12 protein-coding genes and 1 pseudogene are annotated in these 16,202 nt (G+C 69.0%); 10 read left to right on the top strand and 3 right to left on the bottom strand.

Annotated features, from left to right (window positions below; translation table 11 throughout):
* Positions 1–76: 76 nt before the first annotated feature.
* From RS901_RS13520 to RS901_RS13490, 7 genes and pseudogenes are all read left to right on the top strand, one after another.
* A complete protein-coding gene (locus RS901_RS13520) occupies positions 77–1,699 on the top strand; it encodes an ABC transporter substrate-binding protein (protein WP_316149270.1) in 1,623 nt (540 codons plus the stop codon).
* Between the two features lie 123 nt (positions 1,700–1,822).
* Positions 1,823–2,773 carry an ABC transporter permease gene (locus tag RS901_RS13515; RefSeq protein WP_316149268.1) on the top strand — a complete coding sequence of 317 codons (951 nt, stop codon included), beginning with the start codon at positions 1,823–1,825 and terminating at the stop codon, positions 2,771–2,773.
* 10 nt (positions 2,774–2,783) lie between these two features.
* Entirely contained in the window at positions 2,784–3,671 is an 888-nt protein-coding gene (locus tag RS901_RS13510) for an ABC transporter permease (protein ID WP_316149266.1), read from the top strand.
* Between the two features lie 3 nt (positions 3,672–3,674).
* Entirely contained in the window at positions 3,675–4,706 is a 1,032-nt protein-coding gene (locus RS901_RS13505) for an ABC transporter ATP-binding protein (RefSeq protein WP_316149264.1), read from the top strand.
* Between the two features lie 10 nt (positions 4,707–4,716).
* Positions 4,717–5,730: an ABC transporter ATP-binding protein gene (locus tag RS901_RS13500; protein ID WP_316149263.1), complete on the top strand. Its 1,014-nt coding sequence runs from the start codon at positions 4,717–4,719 to the stop codon at positions 5,728–5,730.
* A gap of 37 nt (positions 5,731–5,767) precedes the next feature.
* A complete protein-coding gene (locus RS901_RS13495; protein ID WP_316149262.1) occupies positions 5,768–6,958 on the top strand; it encodes an amidase in 1,191 nt (396 codons plus the stop codon).
* A 156-nt stretch (positions 6,959–7,114) separates the two neighbouring features.
* Positions 7,115–7,756, top strand: a pseudogene (locus tag RS901_RS13490) (helix-turn-helix transcriptional regulator); the annotation flags it as partial.
* 209 nt (positions 7,757–7,965) lie between these two features.
* On the opposite strand, the gene RS901_RS13485 reads toward RS901_RS13490, so the two are convergent.
* Complete coding sequence (locus tag RS901_RS13485; protein WP_316149261.1) at positions 7,966–11,079, bottom strand: efflux RND transporter permease subunit; 3,114 nt, start codon at positions 11,077–11,079, stop codon at positions 7,966–7,968.
* Between the two features lie 4 nt (positions 11,080–11,083).
* A complete protein-coding gene (locus tag RS901_RS13480) occupies positions 11,084–12,292 on the bottom strand; it encodes an efflux RND transporter periplasmic adaptor subunit (protein WP_410054112.1) in 1,209 nt (402 codons plus the stop codon).
* A 327-nt stretch (positions 12,293–12,619) separates the two neighbouring features.
* Between RS901_RS13480 and hpnD the strand changes: the two genes are divergently transcribed.
* Both hpnD and RS901_RS13470 read left to right on the top strand, forming a co-directional pair.
* Positions 12,620–13,456 (top strand): presqualene diphosphate synthase HpnD, encoded by an 837-nt coding sequence (gene hpnD, locus RS901_RS13475; protein WP_316149258.1) that lies wholly within the window; start codon positions 12,620–12,622, stop codon positions 13,454–13,456.
* 45 nt (positions 13,457–13,501) lie between these two features.
* Positions 13,502–14,764, top strand: coding sequence for a Zn-dependent hydrolase (locus RS901_RS13470; RefSeq protein WP_316149256.1), 1,263 nt, complete (start codon positions 13,502–13,504; stop codon positions 14,762–14,764).
* A 46-nt stretch (positions 14,765–14,810) separates the two neighbouring features.
* Here RS901_RS13470 and RS901_RS13465 read toward each other — a convergent pair whose 3' ends face one another.
* Positions 14,811–15,158 carry a hypothetical protein gene (locus RS901_RS13465; RefSeq protein ID WP_114135253.1) on the bottom strand — a complete coding sequence of 116 codons (348 nt, stop codon included), beginning with the start codon at positions 15,156–15,158 and terminating at the stop codon, positions 14,811–14,813.
* A 314-nt stretch (positions 15,159–15,472) separates the two neighbouring features.
* On the opposite strand from RS901_RS13465, the gene ompR reads away from it, so the two are divergent.
* Positions 15,473–16,195, top strand: coding sequence for a two-component system response regulator OmpR (gene ompR / locus RS901_RS13460; RefSeq protein WP_010810107.1), 723 nt, complete (start codon positions 15,473–15,475; stop codon positions 16,193–16,195).
* The last annotated feature ends 7 nt before the right edge of the window (positions 16,196–16,202 follow it).

Genomic DNA, 16,202 nt, shown 5'->3' with positions numbered 1-16,202 from the left:
AAGCCAACCCAGGAGCAAGCCTGTGCACCACGATCCCTCCCTTCTCGCGAAAGGTCTCAAGTCAGCTGCCTCGGTCATGAGCGCTGCCGTGCTGGCGCTGCTCGCGCTGCCCGGTGCCGCCCATGCCGACAAGGTGCTGCGCATCGGCATGACCGCCGCCGACATCCCGCGCACGCTCGGCCAGCCAGACCAGGGCTTCGAGGGCAACCGCTTCTCCGGCATCCCGATGTACGACGGCCTCACCCAATGGGACCTGTCCAGGGGCAACGGCCCCAGCCTGCTGATCCCGGGCCTGGCCACCGAATGGAAGGTCGACGCCGCCGACAAGACCAGATGGGTGTTCAAGCTGCGCCCCGGCGTCAAGTTCCACGACGGCACCTCGTTCAACGCCGACGCCGTGGTCTGGAACGTCGGCAAAGTGCTGGACAAGACCGCCAGGCAGTTCGATCCCAGCCAGGTCGGCGTGACCGCCTCGCGCATGCCGACGCTGCGCACGGCAAAGAAGATCGACGACCTCACCGTCGAGCTGGTCACCTCGGAGCCGGATTCGTTCCTGCCCTACAACCTGACCAACCTGTTCATGGCCTCGCCCACGCAGTGGGAGAAGAAGTTCGCCGCGGTGCCGGCCTCGGTCACCGATCCGGTCGAGCGCTCCAAGCAGGCCTGGGTCGCGTTTGCCGCCGACGCCGCCGGCACCGGGCCGTTCAGGATGAGCCGCTTGGTGCCGCGCGAGCGCCTGGAAGTGGTGCGCAACGCGCAATACTGGGACGCGAAGCGCGTGCCAAAAATCGACAAGGTGGTGATGGTGCCGATGCCCGAGGCCAACGCGCGCACCGCCGCGCTGCTGTCGGGCCAGCTCGACTGGATCGAAGCCCCGGCGCCCGACGCCATCGCCCAGATCAAGAGCCGCGGCTTCCAGGTCTACGCCAACGCGCAGCCGCATATGTGGCCGTGGCAGCTGTCGTTCGCGCCCGGCTCGCCGTGGCTGGACAAGCGCGTGCGCCAGGCCGCCAATTTGTGCGTCAACCGCGCCGGGCTGAAGACCCTGCTGGGCGGCTACATGGCCGAGGCCAAGGGCATCGTCGAGGCCGGCAACCCGTGGTGGGGCAATCCGAAATTCGATATCAAGCACGACCCGGCCGCGGCAAAGAAGCTGATGCAGGAGGCCGGCTACTCGGCCGCCAGGCCGGTCAAGGTCAAGGTGCAGGTGTCGGCGTCGGGTTCCGGCCAGATGCAGCCGCTGCCGATGAACGAATACGTGCAGCAGAACCTGAAGGAGTGCTTTATCGACGTCGACTTCGACGTGGTCGAGTGGAACACCCTCTTCACCAACTGGCGCGTCGGCGCCAAGGACGCCAGCGCGCACGGCGCCAACGCCATCAACGTCAGCTTTGCGGCAATGGACCCGTTCTTCGCCATGGTGCGCTTCGTCAGCACCAAGACGCAGCCGCCGGTCTCGAACAACTGGGGCTACTTCGGCAATGCCGAGTTCGACAAGCTGATCGAGAACGCGCGCACCTCGTTTGACGAGAAATCGCGAGATGCGGCGCTGGCCAGGCTGCATGCCCGCATCGTCGAAGAGTCGCCGTTCGTGCTGATCGCGCACGACGTCGGCCCGCGCGCGATCTCGAAGAAGGTCAAGGGCGTGGTGCAGCCGCAGAGCTGGTTTATCGATATCGCGACGATGTCGATGGACTGATCCCGGCCGCGCCCGACGGACGCCGCGCGGCAGCCCCGCCGCCGCGCGGCCCGGCAATCCCGCCCGGTCTTTCCCGCGTGCCGCGCACCGCGCACGCACGCCCCCAACTTGCCGGATCCTCCCATGCAATACCTGCTCCGCCGCATCCTCTATGCCATCCCCATCCTGCTCGGGGTGGCGCTGCTGTGCTTCTCGCTGGTCCATATCGCCCCCGGCGATCCGCTGGTGTCGGTGCTGCCGCCCGACGCCTCGGAAGACCTGCGCCGCCAGCTGACCGCGCTCTACGGCTTCGACAAGCCCTTCCTGGAGCAATTCGTGCACTGGCTGGGCCGCGCGCTGCAGGGCGACCTGGGCACTTCGATCGCCACCAGCCGCCCGGTGATGGCCGAAGTCGGCGCCGCCGTGGTCAATTCCCTGCGCCTGGCCACCGTGGCCACGCTGATCGGCTTCAGCTTCGGCTGCCTGTTCGGCTTTGTCGCCGGCTACCTGCGCGATTCCGTGGCCGACCGCACCGCGTCGCTGCTGTCGGTGCTGGGCGTGAGCGTCCCGCACTACTGGCTGGGCATGGTGCTGGTGATCGCGTTCTCGGTGCTGCTGGGCTGGCTGCCGGCCACCGGCGCGGGGCCGGGCGGTTCGGGCGACTGGGCGTGGGACTGGGAGCACATGCAGTACATGCTGCTGCCGGCGGTGACCATGTCGGTGATCCCGATGGGCATCGTGGCGCGCACGGTGCGCGCGCTGGTGGCGGAGATCCTGGCCAACGAGTTCATCGTCGGCCTGCGCGCGCGCGGCCTGTCCGACCTGGCCGTGTTCCGCCACGTGCTCAAGAACGTGGCGCCGACCGCGCTGTCGGTGATGGGCCTGCAGCTGGGCTACCTGCTGGGCGGCTCGATCCTGATCGAGACCGTGTTCTCGTGGCCCGGCACCGGCTTCCTGCTCAACGCCGCCATCTTCCAGCGCGACTTCCCGCTGCTGCAGGGGACCATCCTGGTGCTGGCGGTGTTCTTCGTGCTGCTCAACCTGCTGGTCGATGCGCTGCAGACGCTGTTCGACCCGCGCATCCAGCGCAACTGAGGAGGCCGACATGGACATGACCCTCGACCAATCACCGGCCGCCGCTGCGGTGCGGCGCTCGCCCGGCTACTGGGCCACGGTCGGCCGGCGCCTGCTGCGCAACCAGCCGGCGATGCTGGCCGCGCTGGTGCTGCTGGGGCTGGTGCTGATGGCGCTGTTCGCCCCGGCACTGATGCCCGCCGACCCGTACGCGGCATCGATCCTCAAGCGCCTCAAGCCGATCGGCACCGAGCACTTCCCGCTCGGCACCGACGAGCTGGGACGCGACATGCTGTCGCGGCTGATGCTGGGCGCACGGCTGTCGCTGTTCATGGGCATCACGCCGGTGCTGCTGGCCTTTGTCATCGGCAGCGCACTCGGCATCGTCGCCGGCTATGCCGGCGGCTGGACCAACACCGTGATCATGCGGCTCACCGACATCCTGTACGCCTTCCCGTCGGTGCTGCTGGCGATCGCGCTGTCGGGCACGCTGGGCGCGGGCGTGGGCAATGCGCTGCTGTCACTGACCATCGTCTTTATCCCGCAGATCGTGCGCGTGGCCGAAAGCGTGACCACCCAGGTGCGCAACCGCGAGTTTGTCGACGCGGCGCGTGCTTCCGGGGCGTCGTCGCTGACCATCGTGCGCGCCCATGTGCTCAACAACGTGCTTGGCCCGATCTTCGTCTATGCCACCAGCCTGATCTCGGTGTCGATGATCCTGGCCTCCGGGCTGTCCTTCCTGGGCCTGGGCGTCAAGCCGCCCGAGCCGGAGTGGGGCCTGATGCTCAACACGCTGCGCACGGCCATCTACACCCAGCCGTGGGTTGCCGCCCTGCCCGGCGCCATGATCTTCCTGACCTCGGTCTCGTTCAACCTGCTGGCCGACGGCATCCGCTCGGCCATGGAAATCAAGGACTGAACCATGCCAGCACTGATGCGGGCCCCTTCCCCACAGGCCGGCCGCGATGTCGGCGGCCCGGCCCAGCCGCTGGTGATCGCCCACCAGCTGGTCAAGCACTTTCCCATCAAGTCCGGCCTGCCTGGCCTGCGCGCGCGCGCCGCGTCGGTGCGCGCGGTCGATGGCGTCAGCTTCGACGTGCTCAAGGGCGAGACCCTGGGCGTGGTCGGAGAGTCCGGCTGCGGCAAGTCCACCACCGCGCGGCTGCTGATGCAGCTGACGCAGCAGGACAGCGGCGACCTGATCTTCGACGCGCAGGGCGTGGGCTCGGCCCAGCTGCCGATGAAGCAGTTCCGCAGCCAGGTGCAGATGGTGTTCCAGGACAGCTATTCGTCGCTGAACCCGCGCCTGACCATCGAGGAATCGATCGCCTTCACGCCACGCGTCCATGGCGTGCCGGCGCGCGAAGCCACCGAGCGCGCCCGCTACCTGCTGCAGCGCGTCGGGCTGGAGCCGGCACGCTTTGCCGGGCGCTACCCGCACGAGCTGTCGGGCGGGCAGCGCCAGCGCGTCAACATTGCCCGCGCGCTGGCGCTGCGCCCGCGGCTGGTGATCCTGGACGAGGCGGTCTCGGCACTGGACAAGTCGGTGGAGGCGCAGGTGCTGAACCTGCTGCTGGACCTGAAGGCCGAGTTCGACCTGACCTACGTCTTCATCAGCCACGACCTCAACGTGATCCGCTACCTGTGCGACCGCGTGATGGTGATGTACCTGGGCAAGGTGGTGGAGATCGGGGATACCGAGACCCTCTATCGCCACCCGGCGCACCCGTACACGCGCGCGCTGCTGGCATCGATGCCGTCGATGGACCCGGACTGCCGCACCGCGGTCGCGCCGCTGGCGGGCGACCCGCCCAATCCGATCAACCCGCCGCCCGGCTGCAGCTTCCATCCGCGCTGCGCCATGGCGCAGGACGTGTGCGCGCGGCGCGAGCCGCAGCTGACCGACCTGGTGGCCGGGCATCCGGTCGCCTGCCTGCTGGCCACCGCGCCCTGAGGAGCCCACCATGTCCACCACCCCACAAAGCACACCCGGCGCGCCGATGATCTCGGTGCGGGACCTGCACGTCACCTTCTCCGGCGGCGGCAAGACCATCCGCGCCGTCAACGGCGTCTCGCTCGACGTGGGCCCCGGCGAGGCCGTGGCCCTGATCGGTGAATCCGGCTCCGGCAAGAGCGTCACGCTGCGCGCGCTGATGCGCCTGCACCCGCCGCGCGGCACCCGCATGGCAGGCCAGATCCGCGTCGACGGCGCCGACGTGATGGCGCTCGACCAGCGCGCGCTGGCCCGGCTGCGCGGCGGCACCATGGCGATGGTGTTCCAGGAGCCGCTGCTGGCGCTGGACCCGGTCTACACCGTGGGCCAGCAGATCGTCGAATGCATCCGCACCCACGACAAGGTCTCGGCCGCCGAGGCGCGCGAGCGCGCGCTGCAGGCGCTCGAGTCCGTGCGCATTCCGAGCCCGGAGCGGCGGCTGGCGGCGTATCCGCACGAGATGTCGGGCGGCATGCGCCAGCGCGCGATGATCGCGCTGGCACTGTCGGCGCGGCCCAGGATCCTGCTCGCCGACGAGCCCACCACCGCGCTGGACGCCACCGTGCAGATCCAGGTGCTGATCCTGCTGCGCGAGCTGCAGCACGAACTGGGGCTGTCCATCGTCTTCGTCACCCACGATATCGGCGCGGCGGTGGAGATCGCTGACCGCGTCGCGGTGATGTACGGCGGGCGCATTGTCGAGGAAGGCCCGATCCGGACCCTGCTGCGCGCGGCGCGCCACCCCTACACCATCGCCCTGCTGCAGAGCCGCCAGCATGGCATGGACCGCGGCCAGCGGCTGCAGGCGATCGGCGGCGCCCCGCCCGACCTGGCCGCGCTGCCGCCGGGCTGCACCTTCGCGCCGCGCTGCCCACATGCGCGCCCGCAATGCCTGGCCGAGGTGCCGCAGGCGGTCACCGTCGGCACCGGGCACCGCGTCAGCTGCGTGCTCGCCGCCGAGCCCGCGGTCGCTACCGCGGCATAACCCCCATCCCAGAACCCCAAAGTATTCCAGGCCCCCCATGACGTTTGCCACCCATCCTGCCCGTGCCTTCATGCCGTACCCCCAGATTGCCGTCCCGCACGCCGCCAGCGGCCAGCTGCAGGGCCTGAGCTTTGCCGTGAAGGACCTGTTCGATGTAGCTGGCTATCCGACCGGCGGCGGCAATCCGCACGTGCTGGCGCGCTCGGGCATCAAGGCCGCGACCGCGCCGGCGGTGCAGCGGCTGCTGGATGCCGGCGCCGCCTTCGTCGGCAAGACCCACACCGACGAGCTGGCCTTCTCCATGAACGGCCAGAACGCCCACTACGGGCGCCCGGTCAACGGCGCGGCGCCGGACCGCATCACCGGCGGCTCGTCGTCGGGCTCGGCCTCGGCGGTATCGAACAGTTTGTGCGACTTCGCGCTGGGCTCCGACACCGGCGGTTCGGTGCGTGCGCCGGCCAGCCATTGCGGCCTGTTCGGCATCCGTCCCACGCACGGGCGCATTTCCCTGGAGCGCTGCCTGCCGCTGTCCGAGAGCCTGGATACCTGCGGCTTTTTCGCGCGCGACATCGGCACCTTCGCGCGCGTGGCCGAGGTGCTGTTCGGCGCGGACCCGGCGCCGCTGCCGGCCGCGCCGCGGCTGCTATTTGCCACCGACCTGTTCGGCCAGCCGACCCCGGAAGCCCGCGACGCGCTGGCACCGGCCGTCGCCCGGATCGAAGCCGCGCTGGGCCGGGCCGCGCCAGTCACCGTGGCCGACCGGCCGCTGTCCGAGCTGTGGTGGGCGTTCCGCTACGTGCAGGGCTGGGAGGCGTGGCACAGCGACGGCGAACTGATCGAGCAGCACGGGCTGGAGCTTGGTGCCGATGTCGCGGCACGCTTCGCCTTCTCGAAGGCCGTCACCCGCAGCCAGTTCGAGCAAGCCAGCGCCGTGCGCCGCGACTTCACCGCGCACCTGGGCCGGCTGCTGGGGCAGGACGGCGTGCTGGTGCTGCCGACCATGCCCGATATCGCACCGCTGCGCGCAGAGCCGATCGAGTTCCTGGAGACCTACCGCAACCTCGCCGCCCAGACGCTGTGCCTGACGCCGCTGAGCGGCTTCCCGCAGCTGAACCTGCCGCTGGCCGGCCGCGACGGCGCACCGCTCGGCATCTCGCTGCTGGGCCCCGCGGGCAGCGACCGCAGCCTGGTCGCGCTGGCGGAGCGGATCATGGCGCACCACGCATGAACCAGTAACGCAAGGGCCACGCGGGTGGGCACACAGCGCCCCACCCGCATCAGGTGGCCCACCACCTGAAGGCGCCGCCAGCCCGCGCGGCGCTCCTACAATGCCGTCATCGCATTGGTCCGCCGGCCCGCGCCGCACGGACAAGAGGAGCCCAGCATGTCCCCGGCCGGAGCCGCGCCAGCAGAATCCGCCCGCCAGTCCGCCACGCCTGCCTTCGCGGTCACGCCGACCAAGCTGGTCAACGATGTCGAGGCTGCAGCCAGCCTGCTCGATGCCCGCATCGACGTGCTGGTGCGCATCTCGATCCCCGACACCGTGCTGCGCGCGCTGCTGGCGCTGTCCTGCAGCCGCTGGCACGCCGGCGACCACGCCGGTGCGCTGGCGTGCCTGGACCGGCTGGAGCGCTACGGGCAGCGCCACCGGGTCGACCGCCTGGTGGCCGGAGCCCTGTCACTGCGCTCGCGCCGGCTGCTGGAAGACGGCCATGTCGACGCCGCCGACGACGCCCTGCTGCGGCTGGAAGCGCTGGCGGCCCGGCATGCCGGCGCGGTGCGCAGCACCGCCTGGGAAGTGCGGGTCCACGCCGACCTGGCCCGCATCGGCATGTGCCTGCACCACAACGATTTCGACGGCGCGCTGGCGCGCCTGGAGCCGCTGGCGGCGCTGTCCGAGGCCGGCGGACGCTGGTCCCGCGTGACCACCTTGCGCGTGCTGATTGCGCAGGCCCGCCGGGGCCGCCGCGATCCCGCCGCCGCACGCCGGCAACTGGTCGACGCGCTGCGCATCGGCCACCGCCGCGGGCTGGTGCGCAGCCTGCTCGACGCCTCGCCGCAGGTGCCTGCCATGCTGCCCGCGCTGGCCGGCGATGACAGCCTGGACCCGGTGCTGGCGTTCTACGCGCAGCGCCTGGCCGATGCCGCCAGTCCGGGCGCGTCCGCCAGTCCCGCTCCCTCTGTCGCTGCAGGAGGCGGCCATCGCCAAGCTCGCAGCGTGAGCCGCGCGGCGCTTCAGCTTGCCAGCGCCGACACCCCGCCCTCCGGCCGCCTGACGCGGAACCACGCAGCGTACAGCGCCGGCAGGAACAGCAGTGTCAGCACCGTGGCAATGATCAGCCCCCCCATGATCGCCACCGCCATCGGCCCCCAGAACATCGAGCGCGACAGCGGGATCATCGCCAGCACCGCCGCGGCGGCGGTCAGGATGATCGGCCGGAAGCGGCGCACCGCGGCTTCGACGATGGCGGTCCACTGCGGCACGCCGGCGCTGACGTCCTGCTCGATCTGGTCGACCAGGATCACCGAGTTGCGGATGATCATGCCGAGCAGCGCGGTGATGCCCAGCTGCGCCACAAACCCCATCGGCGCGCGCAGCAGCAACAGCGTGGCGGCGGCGCCGATCAGGCCCAGCGGGCCGGTCAGGAACACCATGGTCGCGCGCGAGAAGCTGTGCAGCTGCAGCATCAGCAGCGTGAAGATGATGAAGATGCACAGCGGCAGTTGCGCCGCGATGGAGGCGCCGGCCTTGCCGCTCTCTTCTTCCGCGCCGGCCACGGTGATGCGGTAGCCCGGCGGCAGCTGCGCGCGCAGCTTGTCCAGCTTCGGGTTGATCTGCGCGGTCACCGTCGGGCCCTGGATGCCGTCGACCACATCGGACTGCACGGTCACGCCGAAGTCGCGGTTCTCGCGCCACACCACGCCCGGCTCCGAGCGCAGCATCACGCGCGCCACCTGCGTCAGCGGCACCATGCGCCCGGTGTTGGTCGGCACCAGCATGTTGTTCAGGTCCGAGATCGCATCGCGCTCATTGCGCGGGGTGCGCATCAGGATGTCGATCAGCTTGTCGCCGTCGCGGTACTGGCCCACCGGCACGCCGCTCAGCACGGTCTGCGTGACGCGGGCGATGGCATTGGTGGTCACGCCCAGTGCGCGCGCCTTGTCCTGGTCGATCTCCAGGCGCAGCATCTTGACGTTCTCATTCCAGTTGTCGTTGACCCCGACGGTGTTGGGGTTGGCGCGCATCTCGGCCTTGATCTGGTCGGCCAGCTGGCGCACCCCGGCGGCGTCCGGCCCGATCACGCGGAACTGCACCGGATAGGCCACCGGCGGCCCGTTGGGCAGCAGCTTGACGCGGCCCCGCAGGTACGGAAACTCGGCATCCATCAGCTTGATGATGCGGCGGCGCAGCGCGTCGCGTACCTCAGTGCTGACCGGCATCACGATCACCTGCGCCACGTTGGTCTGCGGGAAGATCTGGTCCAGCGGCAGGTAGAAGCGCGGCGCGCCGGTGCCGACGAAGGTGGTCAGGCTCTCGACCTCGCGGTCCTTGCCGACCAGCTGCTCGAAGCGCTTGGCCTCGGTTTCCATCTGGGCGAAGCTGGTGCCCTCGGGCATCCACAGTTCCACCATCAGCTCGGGGCGGCTGGAATCCGGGAAGAACTGCTTCTCGACAAACTTGAAGGCGTAGATGCCTAGTGCAAAGGCCACCAGCGTGATTGCGATCACCACCTTGCGCCAGGTCACGCACCAGTCCACCAGCCGGCGGAAGCGCGCATAGAACGGCGTGTCGAAGACCTCGTGGGCCTCGCCCGCGCCCGGGCCGCGGGTCTTGAGCAGCAGATAGCCCAGGTAGGGCGTGAAATAGACCGCCGCCAGCCACGACAGCACCAGTGCCAGCGCCGTCACCGCAAAGATCGCGAAGGTATATTCGCCCACCGTCGAGCGCGCCAGGCCCACCGGCAGGAAGCCGGCCGCGGTGATCAGCGTGCCGGTCAGCATCGGCATCGCGGTGGAGGTATAGGCGAAGGTGGCCGCCTCCATCTTGGAGAAGCCCTCTTCCAGCTTGCGCACCATCATCTCGACCGCAATGATGGCGTCATCCACCAGCAGCCCCAGCGCCACGATCAGCGCCCCGAGCGAGATCTTGTGCAGGCCGATGCCGAAGATATGCATGAACAGGAAGGTCACGGCCAGCACCAGCGGGATCGTCAGCGCCACCACCAGCCCGGGACGCACGTCCAGCCGCAAGGGCCGCGTATGCAGGCCCAGCGCGATGAAGCTGACCGCCAGCACGATCACCACCGCCTCGATCAGCACGCGCACAAACTCGCCGACCGAGCGCTTGACGGCTTGCGGCTGGTCCTGCACCTGGTCCATCTCGATGCCTACCGGCAGCTGGCCGCGCAGATGGTCAAAGGCCGCGCGCAGGTTCTTGCCCAGCTCGATGATGTCGCCGCCCTTCTGCATCGAAATGCCCAGCCCGATCACGTCCTTGCCGTTGAAGCGCATGCGCGTCTGGGTCGGGTCGACATAGCCGCGGTAGACGTGCGCGATGTCGCCCAGGCGGATATTGGCGATGCCGTTGGGCCCGCGCAGCACCAGGTTCTCGAGGTCGTCCACGCTGGCGAACTGGCCCGACAGGCGCACCTGCAGATTGTCGGTCGGGGTGACCAGCACGCCGCTGCCGGTCAGGTTGTTCTGCTGCGAGATCTGGTCGGCGATGGCGTTGATATCCAGCCCCAGCTGGGCGAAGCGCGCCTGGTTGAACTCGATGAAGACCTTCTCGTCCTGCAGGCCGATCAGCGACACCTTGGCCACCGACGGCACGCGCAGCAGTTCCTGGCGCACCAGGTCGGCGTACTCACGCAGCTCCTTGTAGTTGAAGCCGTCGGCCGAGAGCGCGTAGATGGTGCCGTACACGTCGCCAAACTCATCATTGAAGAACGGCCCGCGCACGCCCGCGGGCAGCGTCTGCTGGATATCGCCGATCTTCTTGCGCACGGTGTACCAGACCTGCGCGGTCTCCTTCGCCGGCGAGGTGTCCTTGAGCTGGAAGATCACCGTGGTCTCGCCCGGCTTGGAGAAGCTGCGGATCTTGTCCGCATAGGGCACTTCCTGCAGCTGGCGCTCGATCTTGTCCGTCACCTGGACGGCGATCTGCTCGGCGGTGGCGCCGGGCCAGAACGCCTGCACCACCATCACGCGGAAGGTAAAGGGCGGATCCTCGTCCTGGCCCAGCTGGAAGAACGCCAGCATGCCGCCAAGCAGCAGCACCACCAGCAGGTAGCGGGTCAGCGGCTGGTGCTCGAGCGCCCAGCGCGACAGATTGAAGCGGGAATGGTCCATCCGCTCACCCCTGCTTCGGGGTGGCGGCCGGCGCCGGGGCCGATGCAGGTCCTGCGGCGGGCGCGACCGTCTGCAGCGGACGCACCTTCTGGCCCGCGCGCAGCAGGTGCACCCCGGCGGTGACGATGGTCTGGCCCGGGGCCAGGCCCTGGCGCACCTCGACCTCATTGCCGATGGCCTCGCCCAGCGTCACCGGCACCGGCTTGACCGTGCTGGCGGCGGCATCATAGATCCAGACCTGGTTGCGGCCCTGCTCCTGCAGCAGCGCGGTCAGCGGCACCCGGATGGCCGGGGTGGCGCCGGTGCGCATGAAGGTCACCACTGCGGTCATGCCGAGCTTGAGGTCGGCGGGCGGGTTCGGCACCGTCACGCGGGTGGCATAGGTGCGGGTGACCGGGTCGGCCGCCGCGGCAATCTCGCGCACGCGGCCAGGCAGCGTGCGCTGCGGCTCGGCCCAGGTATGGATGGTGACGTCGGTAATGCCGCGCAGCAGGTCGACCTGGTCTTCGGGCAGGCCGATGGCGACTTCCTTCTCTGCCGTCTGCGCCACGCGCACCACCGGCTGGCCAGGCGTCACCACCTGGCCCACCTCGGCATCGATCGCCGTGACCACGCCGTCGGCGTCGGCATGCAGGACCGAGTAGCCGGTCTGGTTGGCCTGGCTGCGCAGCCCGGCCTGGGCCTGGCGCAGCCGCGATTCGGCGGCGTCGTAGTTGGCCTGGCGCCGGTGCTGCTCGGCAGCGCTGATAAATCCCTTGGCGAACAGGTCGTTGTAGCGCTTCAGGTCGGAGGCGGCCAGGTCGCGGTCGGTCTTCGCGGCCTCGAACTGGGCGCGGGCGCCGGCCTCGGCCAGCGACAGGTCGGTGGGATCAAGGCGCGCCAGCGGCTGGCCCTTGCTGACCACCGCGCCCACATCGACCAGCCTGGCGGCGATCTTGCCCCCGACGCGAAAACCCAGCCGCGACTCCACGCGCGGGCGCACGTCGCCGGAGAACTCGAAGGCGGTCTTGCCGTTGTGCGGGCTCAGCTGCATCAGGCGCACCGGGCGCACCTCCGGCGCCGGCTCGGCCTTCTTGCCGCAGCCGGCCAGGGCCAGCAGGGTGGCCGTCAAAAGTGCGGCTACGGTCACGCCTCGACCGATGTGGCGCGGCGGCATCGTAACGACACGGGTATCTGCAGCCGCAACTTCCGGCACTTGGCAAAGCACTGGCATCGGTAGGCAACGAGTCGGATGGGAACAACTGACAAGACTGGCCGGTGACCGCAATCCCCTGCGCCTGGGAAGGCGTCGGGGCTGGCGGAATGGCCGCGGGCAGCCGGCATTGGCAATAAATAACTTTCCGGTCAGTAATATAGCGACGACCCCCGGGTGCGTCAAACGACAGGCGACGAAACCGCTGGAATGAAGACTCAGTTGCGGTTCCGGGCCGGTGAACTGCGCTGACAGGCTTCGGCATGCGCGACCATACCCTGCCCGGCGCGATGCTACAATCCGCCGCGCCTCTGCCGCTTCCCCCCACATCTTCGACCCGAGACCGGCGTGACGCCCGATCAGTATTGCCAAGAGAAAGTCGCCCAGAGCGGCTCGAGCTTCTATTACAGCTTCCTGTTCCTGCCGGCCGAGCGCCGCCGCGCCATCACCGCGCTGTACGCCTGGTGCCGGGAAGTCGACGACGTGGTCGACGACTCCCATGACGTGGGCCTGGCCCACCAGCAACTGGACTGGTGGCGCGCCGAACTGCGCCGCCTGTTCGAGGGCGAGCCGACCCATCCGACCACCAAGGCCCTGCAGCCGCACGTGCGCAGCGCCGGCCTGCCCCAGGGCGAGATGTCCGAAGTGCTGGAAGGCATGGAAATGGACCTGACCCAGACCCGCTACCTGGACGAGCCCGGCCTGACCCGTTACTGCCATTGCGTGGCCGGCGTGGTCGGCACGCTCAGCGCGCGGCTGTTCGGCTATACCGACCCGCAGACGCTGGTTTTTGCCGAGAAGCTTGGCCAGTCGCTGCAACTGGTCAATATCCTGCGCGACGTCGGCGAGGACGCGCGGCGCGGGCGCATCTACCTGCCGGTGAATACGCTGCAGCAGTTCCAGGTGACCGCATCCGAGATCCTGAAGGGCGAGCATTCCGAGCGCTTTGTCGCGCTGATGCAGTACCACGCCGGCCGTGCCCGCGCGCTGTACCATGAGGCACTGGCGCTGCTGCCAAAGCAGGACCGCCGCGCCCAGCGTGCCGGCCTGCTGATGGGCGCGATCTACCACGCGCTGCTCGACGAGCTGGAAGCCAGCCAGTTCCAGGTGCTGAACCAGCGCATCGCGCTGACCCCGCTGCGCAAGCTGTGGATTGCCTGGAAGACCTGGTTGCGCAACAGCTAGCGTCCTGCCCTCTTTTCTGTTCGACCCGTCCCAAGCCGTACCGCCATGACGCAGACCTCAGCTTCCCTCGGCGATACCATTCTCGCCCACGCCGACCAGCTCGCCCGTTTCTCCGACATGGAAGGCGGACTCACCTGCGCCTACCTGACCCCGGCCCACCGCGCCGCGCAGGCCGGGCTTGCGCAGTGGATGGAGGCGGCCGGCATGCAGGTGCGGATCGACGCCATCGGCAACGTCATCGGCCGTTATGCGGCGGACCCGGCCGTGCCCGGCGCGCGCGTGCTGATGACCGGCTCGCACTTCGACACCGTGCGCGATGGCGGGCGCTATGACGGCCGGCTTGGCATCCTGCTGCCGATCGCCGTGGTCGGCGCGCTCAACCAGGCCGGCATCCGCCTGCCCTATCACTTTGACGTGGTGGGGTTCGCCGAAGAGGAAGGCCTGCGCTTCAAGACCAGCTTCCTGGCCAGCAGCGTGCTGGCGGGCCGCTTCGATCCGGCCCTGCTGGAGCGCCAGGACACGGACGGCATCACGCTGCGCGAGGCGCTGGCGGCATCGGACCTGCCCGGCGCGGGCGATTTGCAGGCCCTGCGCGCCGCGGCGGTCGATCCGGCATCGCTGCTGGGTTTTGTCGAAGTGCATATCGAGCAGGGCCCGGTGCTGCTTCACCACGGCCTGCCGCTGGGCGTGGTCACCCAGATCGCGGGCAGCAGCCGCTTTGCGGTGCGGGTCGAAGGCCAGGCCAGCCACGCCGGCACCACGCCGATGGGCATGCGCCGCGACGCCGCCGCGGGCGCGGCCGAGATGATCCTGCTGGTGGAGCAGCGCTGCGCGGCGGCGCCGACGCTGGTCGGTACGGTGGGCCAGCTGCAGGTGCCCAATGGGTCGAGCAATGTCATCCCGGCGGCCTGCACCTTCTCGATGGATATTCGCGCTGGCGAAGATGGCATCCGCGAGGCCGCCATCGCCGACATCGTGGCCGGCATCGGCCAGATCGCGGAACGGCGCGGGCTGGCCGCGCAGGTGGAGCGCGTGCCCCCGGTCAACAACGCGCCGTGCGCGCGCTGGCTGATGGACCAGTTCGGGGCGGTGCTGAAGAAGCGCGGGCTGCAGGCCTTCGAACTGCCCTCCGGCGCCGGCCATGACGCCATGATGATGCAGCGCATCACCGACGTGGCCATGCTGTTCGTGCGTTGCGGCAACGGCGGCATCAGCCACAACCCGCTGGAAACCATCACGGCGGAGGATGCCCAGCTGGCGGCGGAAGTCTTCGTGGATTTCCTGCGGCACTTCCAGCCGCGCGGCTAGGCGCCACAGTGGCGTACCATGAGGGGCGCGGCATGACAAGAACGGGTCAGCCGCCCTGGTAGATATCGCGCCCGAAGTCGTAAAGGTTCTTGCGCAGCTTGCGGCGCTCGTCCGGCGACAGGCGCGAGCCGCCGCGTTCGTCACCGCGCCGGCGCTCGGCGTCGCGCTGCTCGGCGCGATGGCGCTCGGCACGGGCCCGCGCCTCGCGCTGGCTGTTGCCGGGATCGCTGGCCTGGGTCGACGGATGGCGCTTGAGCAGGTTGGCCATGCCGGCCGATTGCGCCTGCACCGTCCCGGCCGGCATGCACAGCGCCAGCACGGCCAGCGCCAGCGCAAGGCAGGCGCCGGCGATACCATGCTGCGGATGCCCGTGCCGGGTTCGGTTCACTTTCATTGATAATGGCGATCTTGGCTTCGGGAAAAGCAGTTGTTGGACTGACTGGATGGACTGCCCTGAAGCCGGGAATTCCGGTACCCCGTCCGGCGCCGCACCCTCTGCAAGCATCGCGCCAGCGCGGGCTAGGCAGGCTGGGCGAGGCAGTGGTTCGTCTGGTGCAAATGCGTGGAAATCTGCCGCGCATGGCGCCCAAAAAGACGGATTGCGCAGTGTAATCGCACGATTGGTGCACACTGCCATACCACGGGGTAAAGTATGTAACGTTTTGTTAAGCCATTTTGAGCGAAAGCGATAGTCGCTAAGATACCGCCATGGAAAATACCAGCCACAAGATTCTTGTCGTCGACGATGACCCGCGTCTGCGCGATTTGCTGCGCCGCTATCTGGGCGAACAGGGTTTCACCGTGCTGGTGGCGGAAAACGCCACCGCGATGAACAAGCTCTGGCTGCGCGAGCGTTTCGACCTGCTGGTGCTGGACCTGATGATGCCGGGCGAAGACGGCCTGTCGATCTGCCGCCGGCTGCGCGGGGCCAATGACCAGACCCCGATCATCATGCTCACCGCCAAGGGCGAGGACGTAGACCGTATCGTCGGCCTGGAGATGGGCGCAGACGACTACCTGCCAAAGCCCTTCAACCCGCGCGAGCTGATCGCGCGTATCCACGCGGTATTGCGCCGCAAGGGCCCGGCCGAAGTGCCCGGCGCCCCGTCGGAAACGCCCGAGACCTTTGCCTTCGGCGACTTCGTGCTGAACCTGGCCACGCGCACGCTGACCAAGAACGACGAGGAAATCACGCTGACCACCGGCGAGTTCTCCGTGCTCAAGGTGTTCGCCCGCCATCCGCGCCAGCCGCTGTCGCGCGAGAAGCTGATGGAAATGGCGCGCGGCCGTGAATACGAAGTGTTCGACCGCAGCCTGGACGTGCAGATCTCGCGCCTGCGCAAGCTGATCGAGCCGGACCCGAGCAACCCCCGTTTTATCCAGACGGTGTGGGGCCTGGGCTACGTCTTCATCCCCGATGGCGTGAAATAACCGATCG

Source organism: Cupriavidus sp. BIC8F (assembly GCF_032465815.1).
Taxonomy (GTDB): Bacteria; Pseudomonadota; Gammaproteobacteria; order Burkholderiales; family Burkholderiaceae; genus Cupriavidus; species Cupriavidus necator.
The sequence above is the reverse complement of the archived record's forward strand: the minus strand, read 5'-3'. Positions and strand labels throughout refer to the sequence as shown.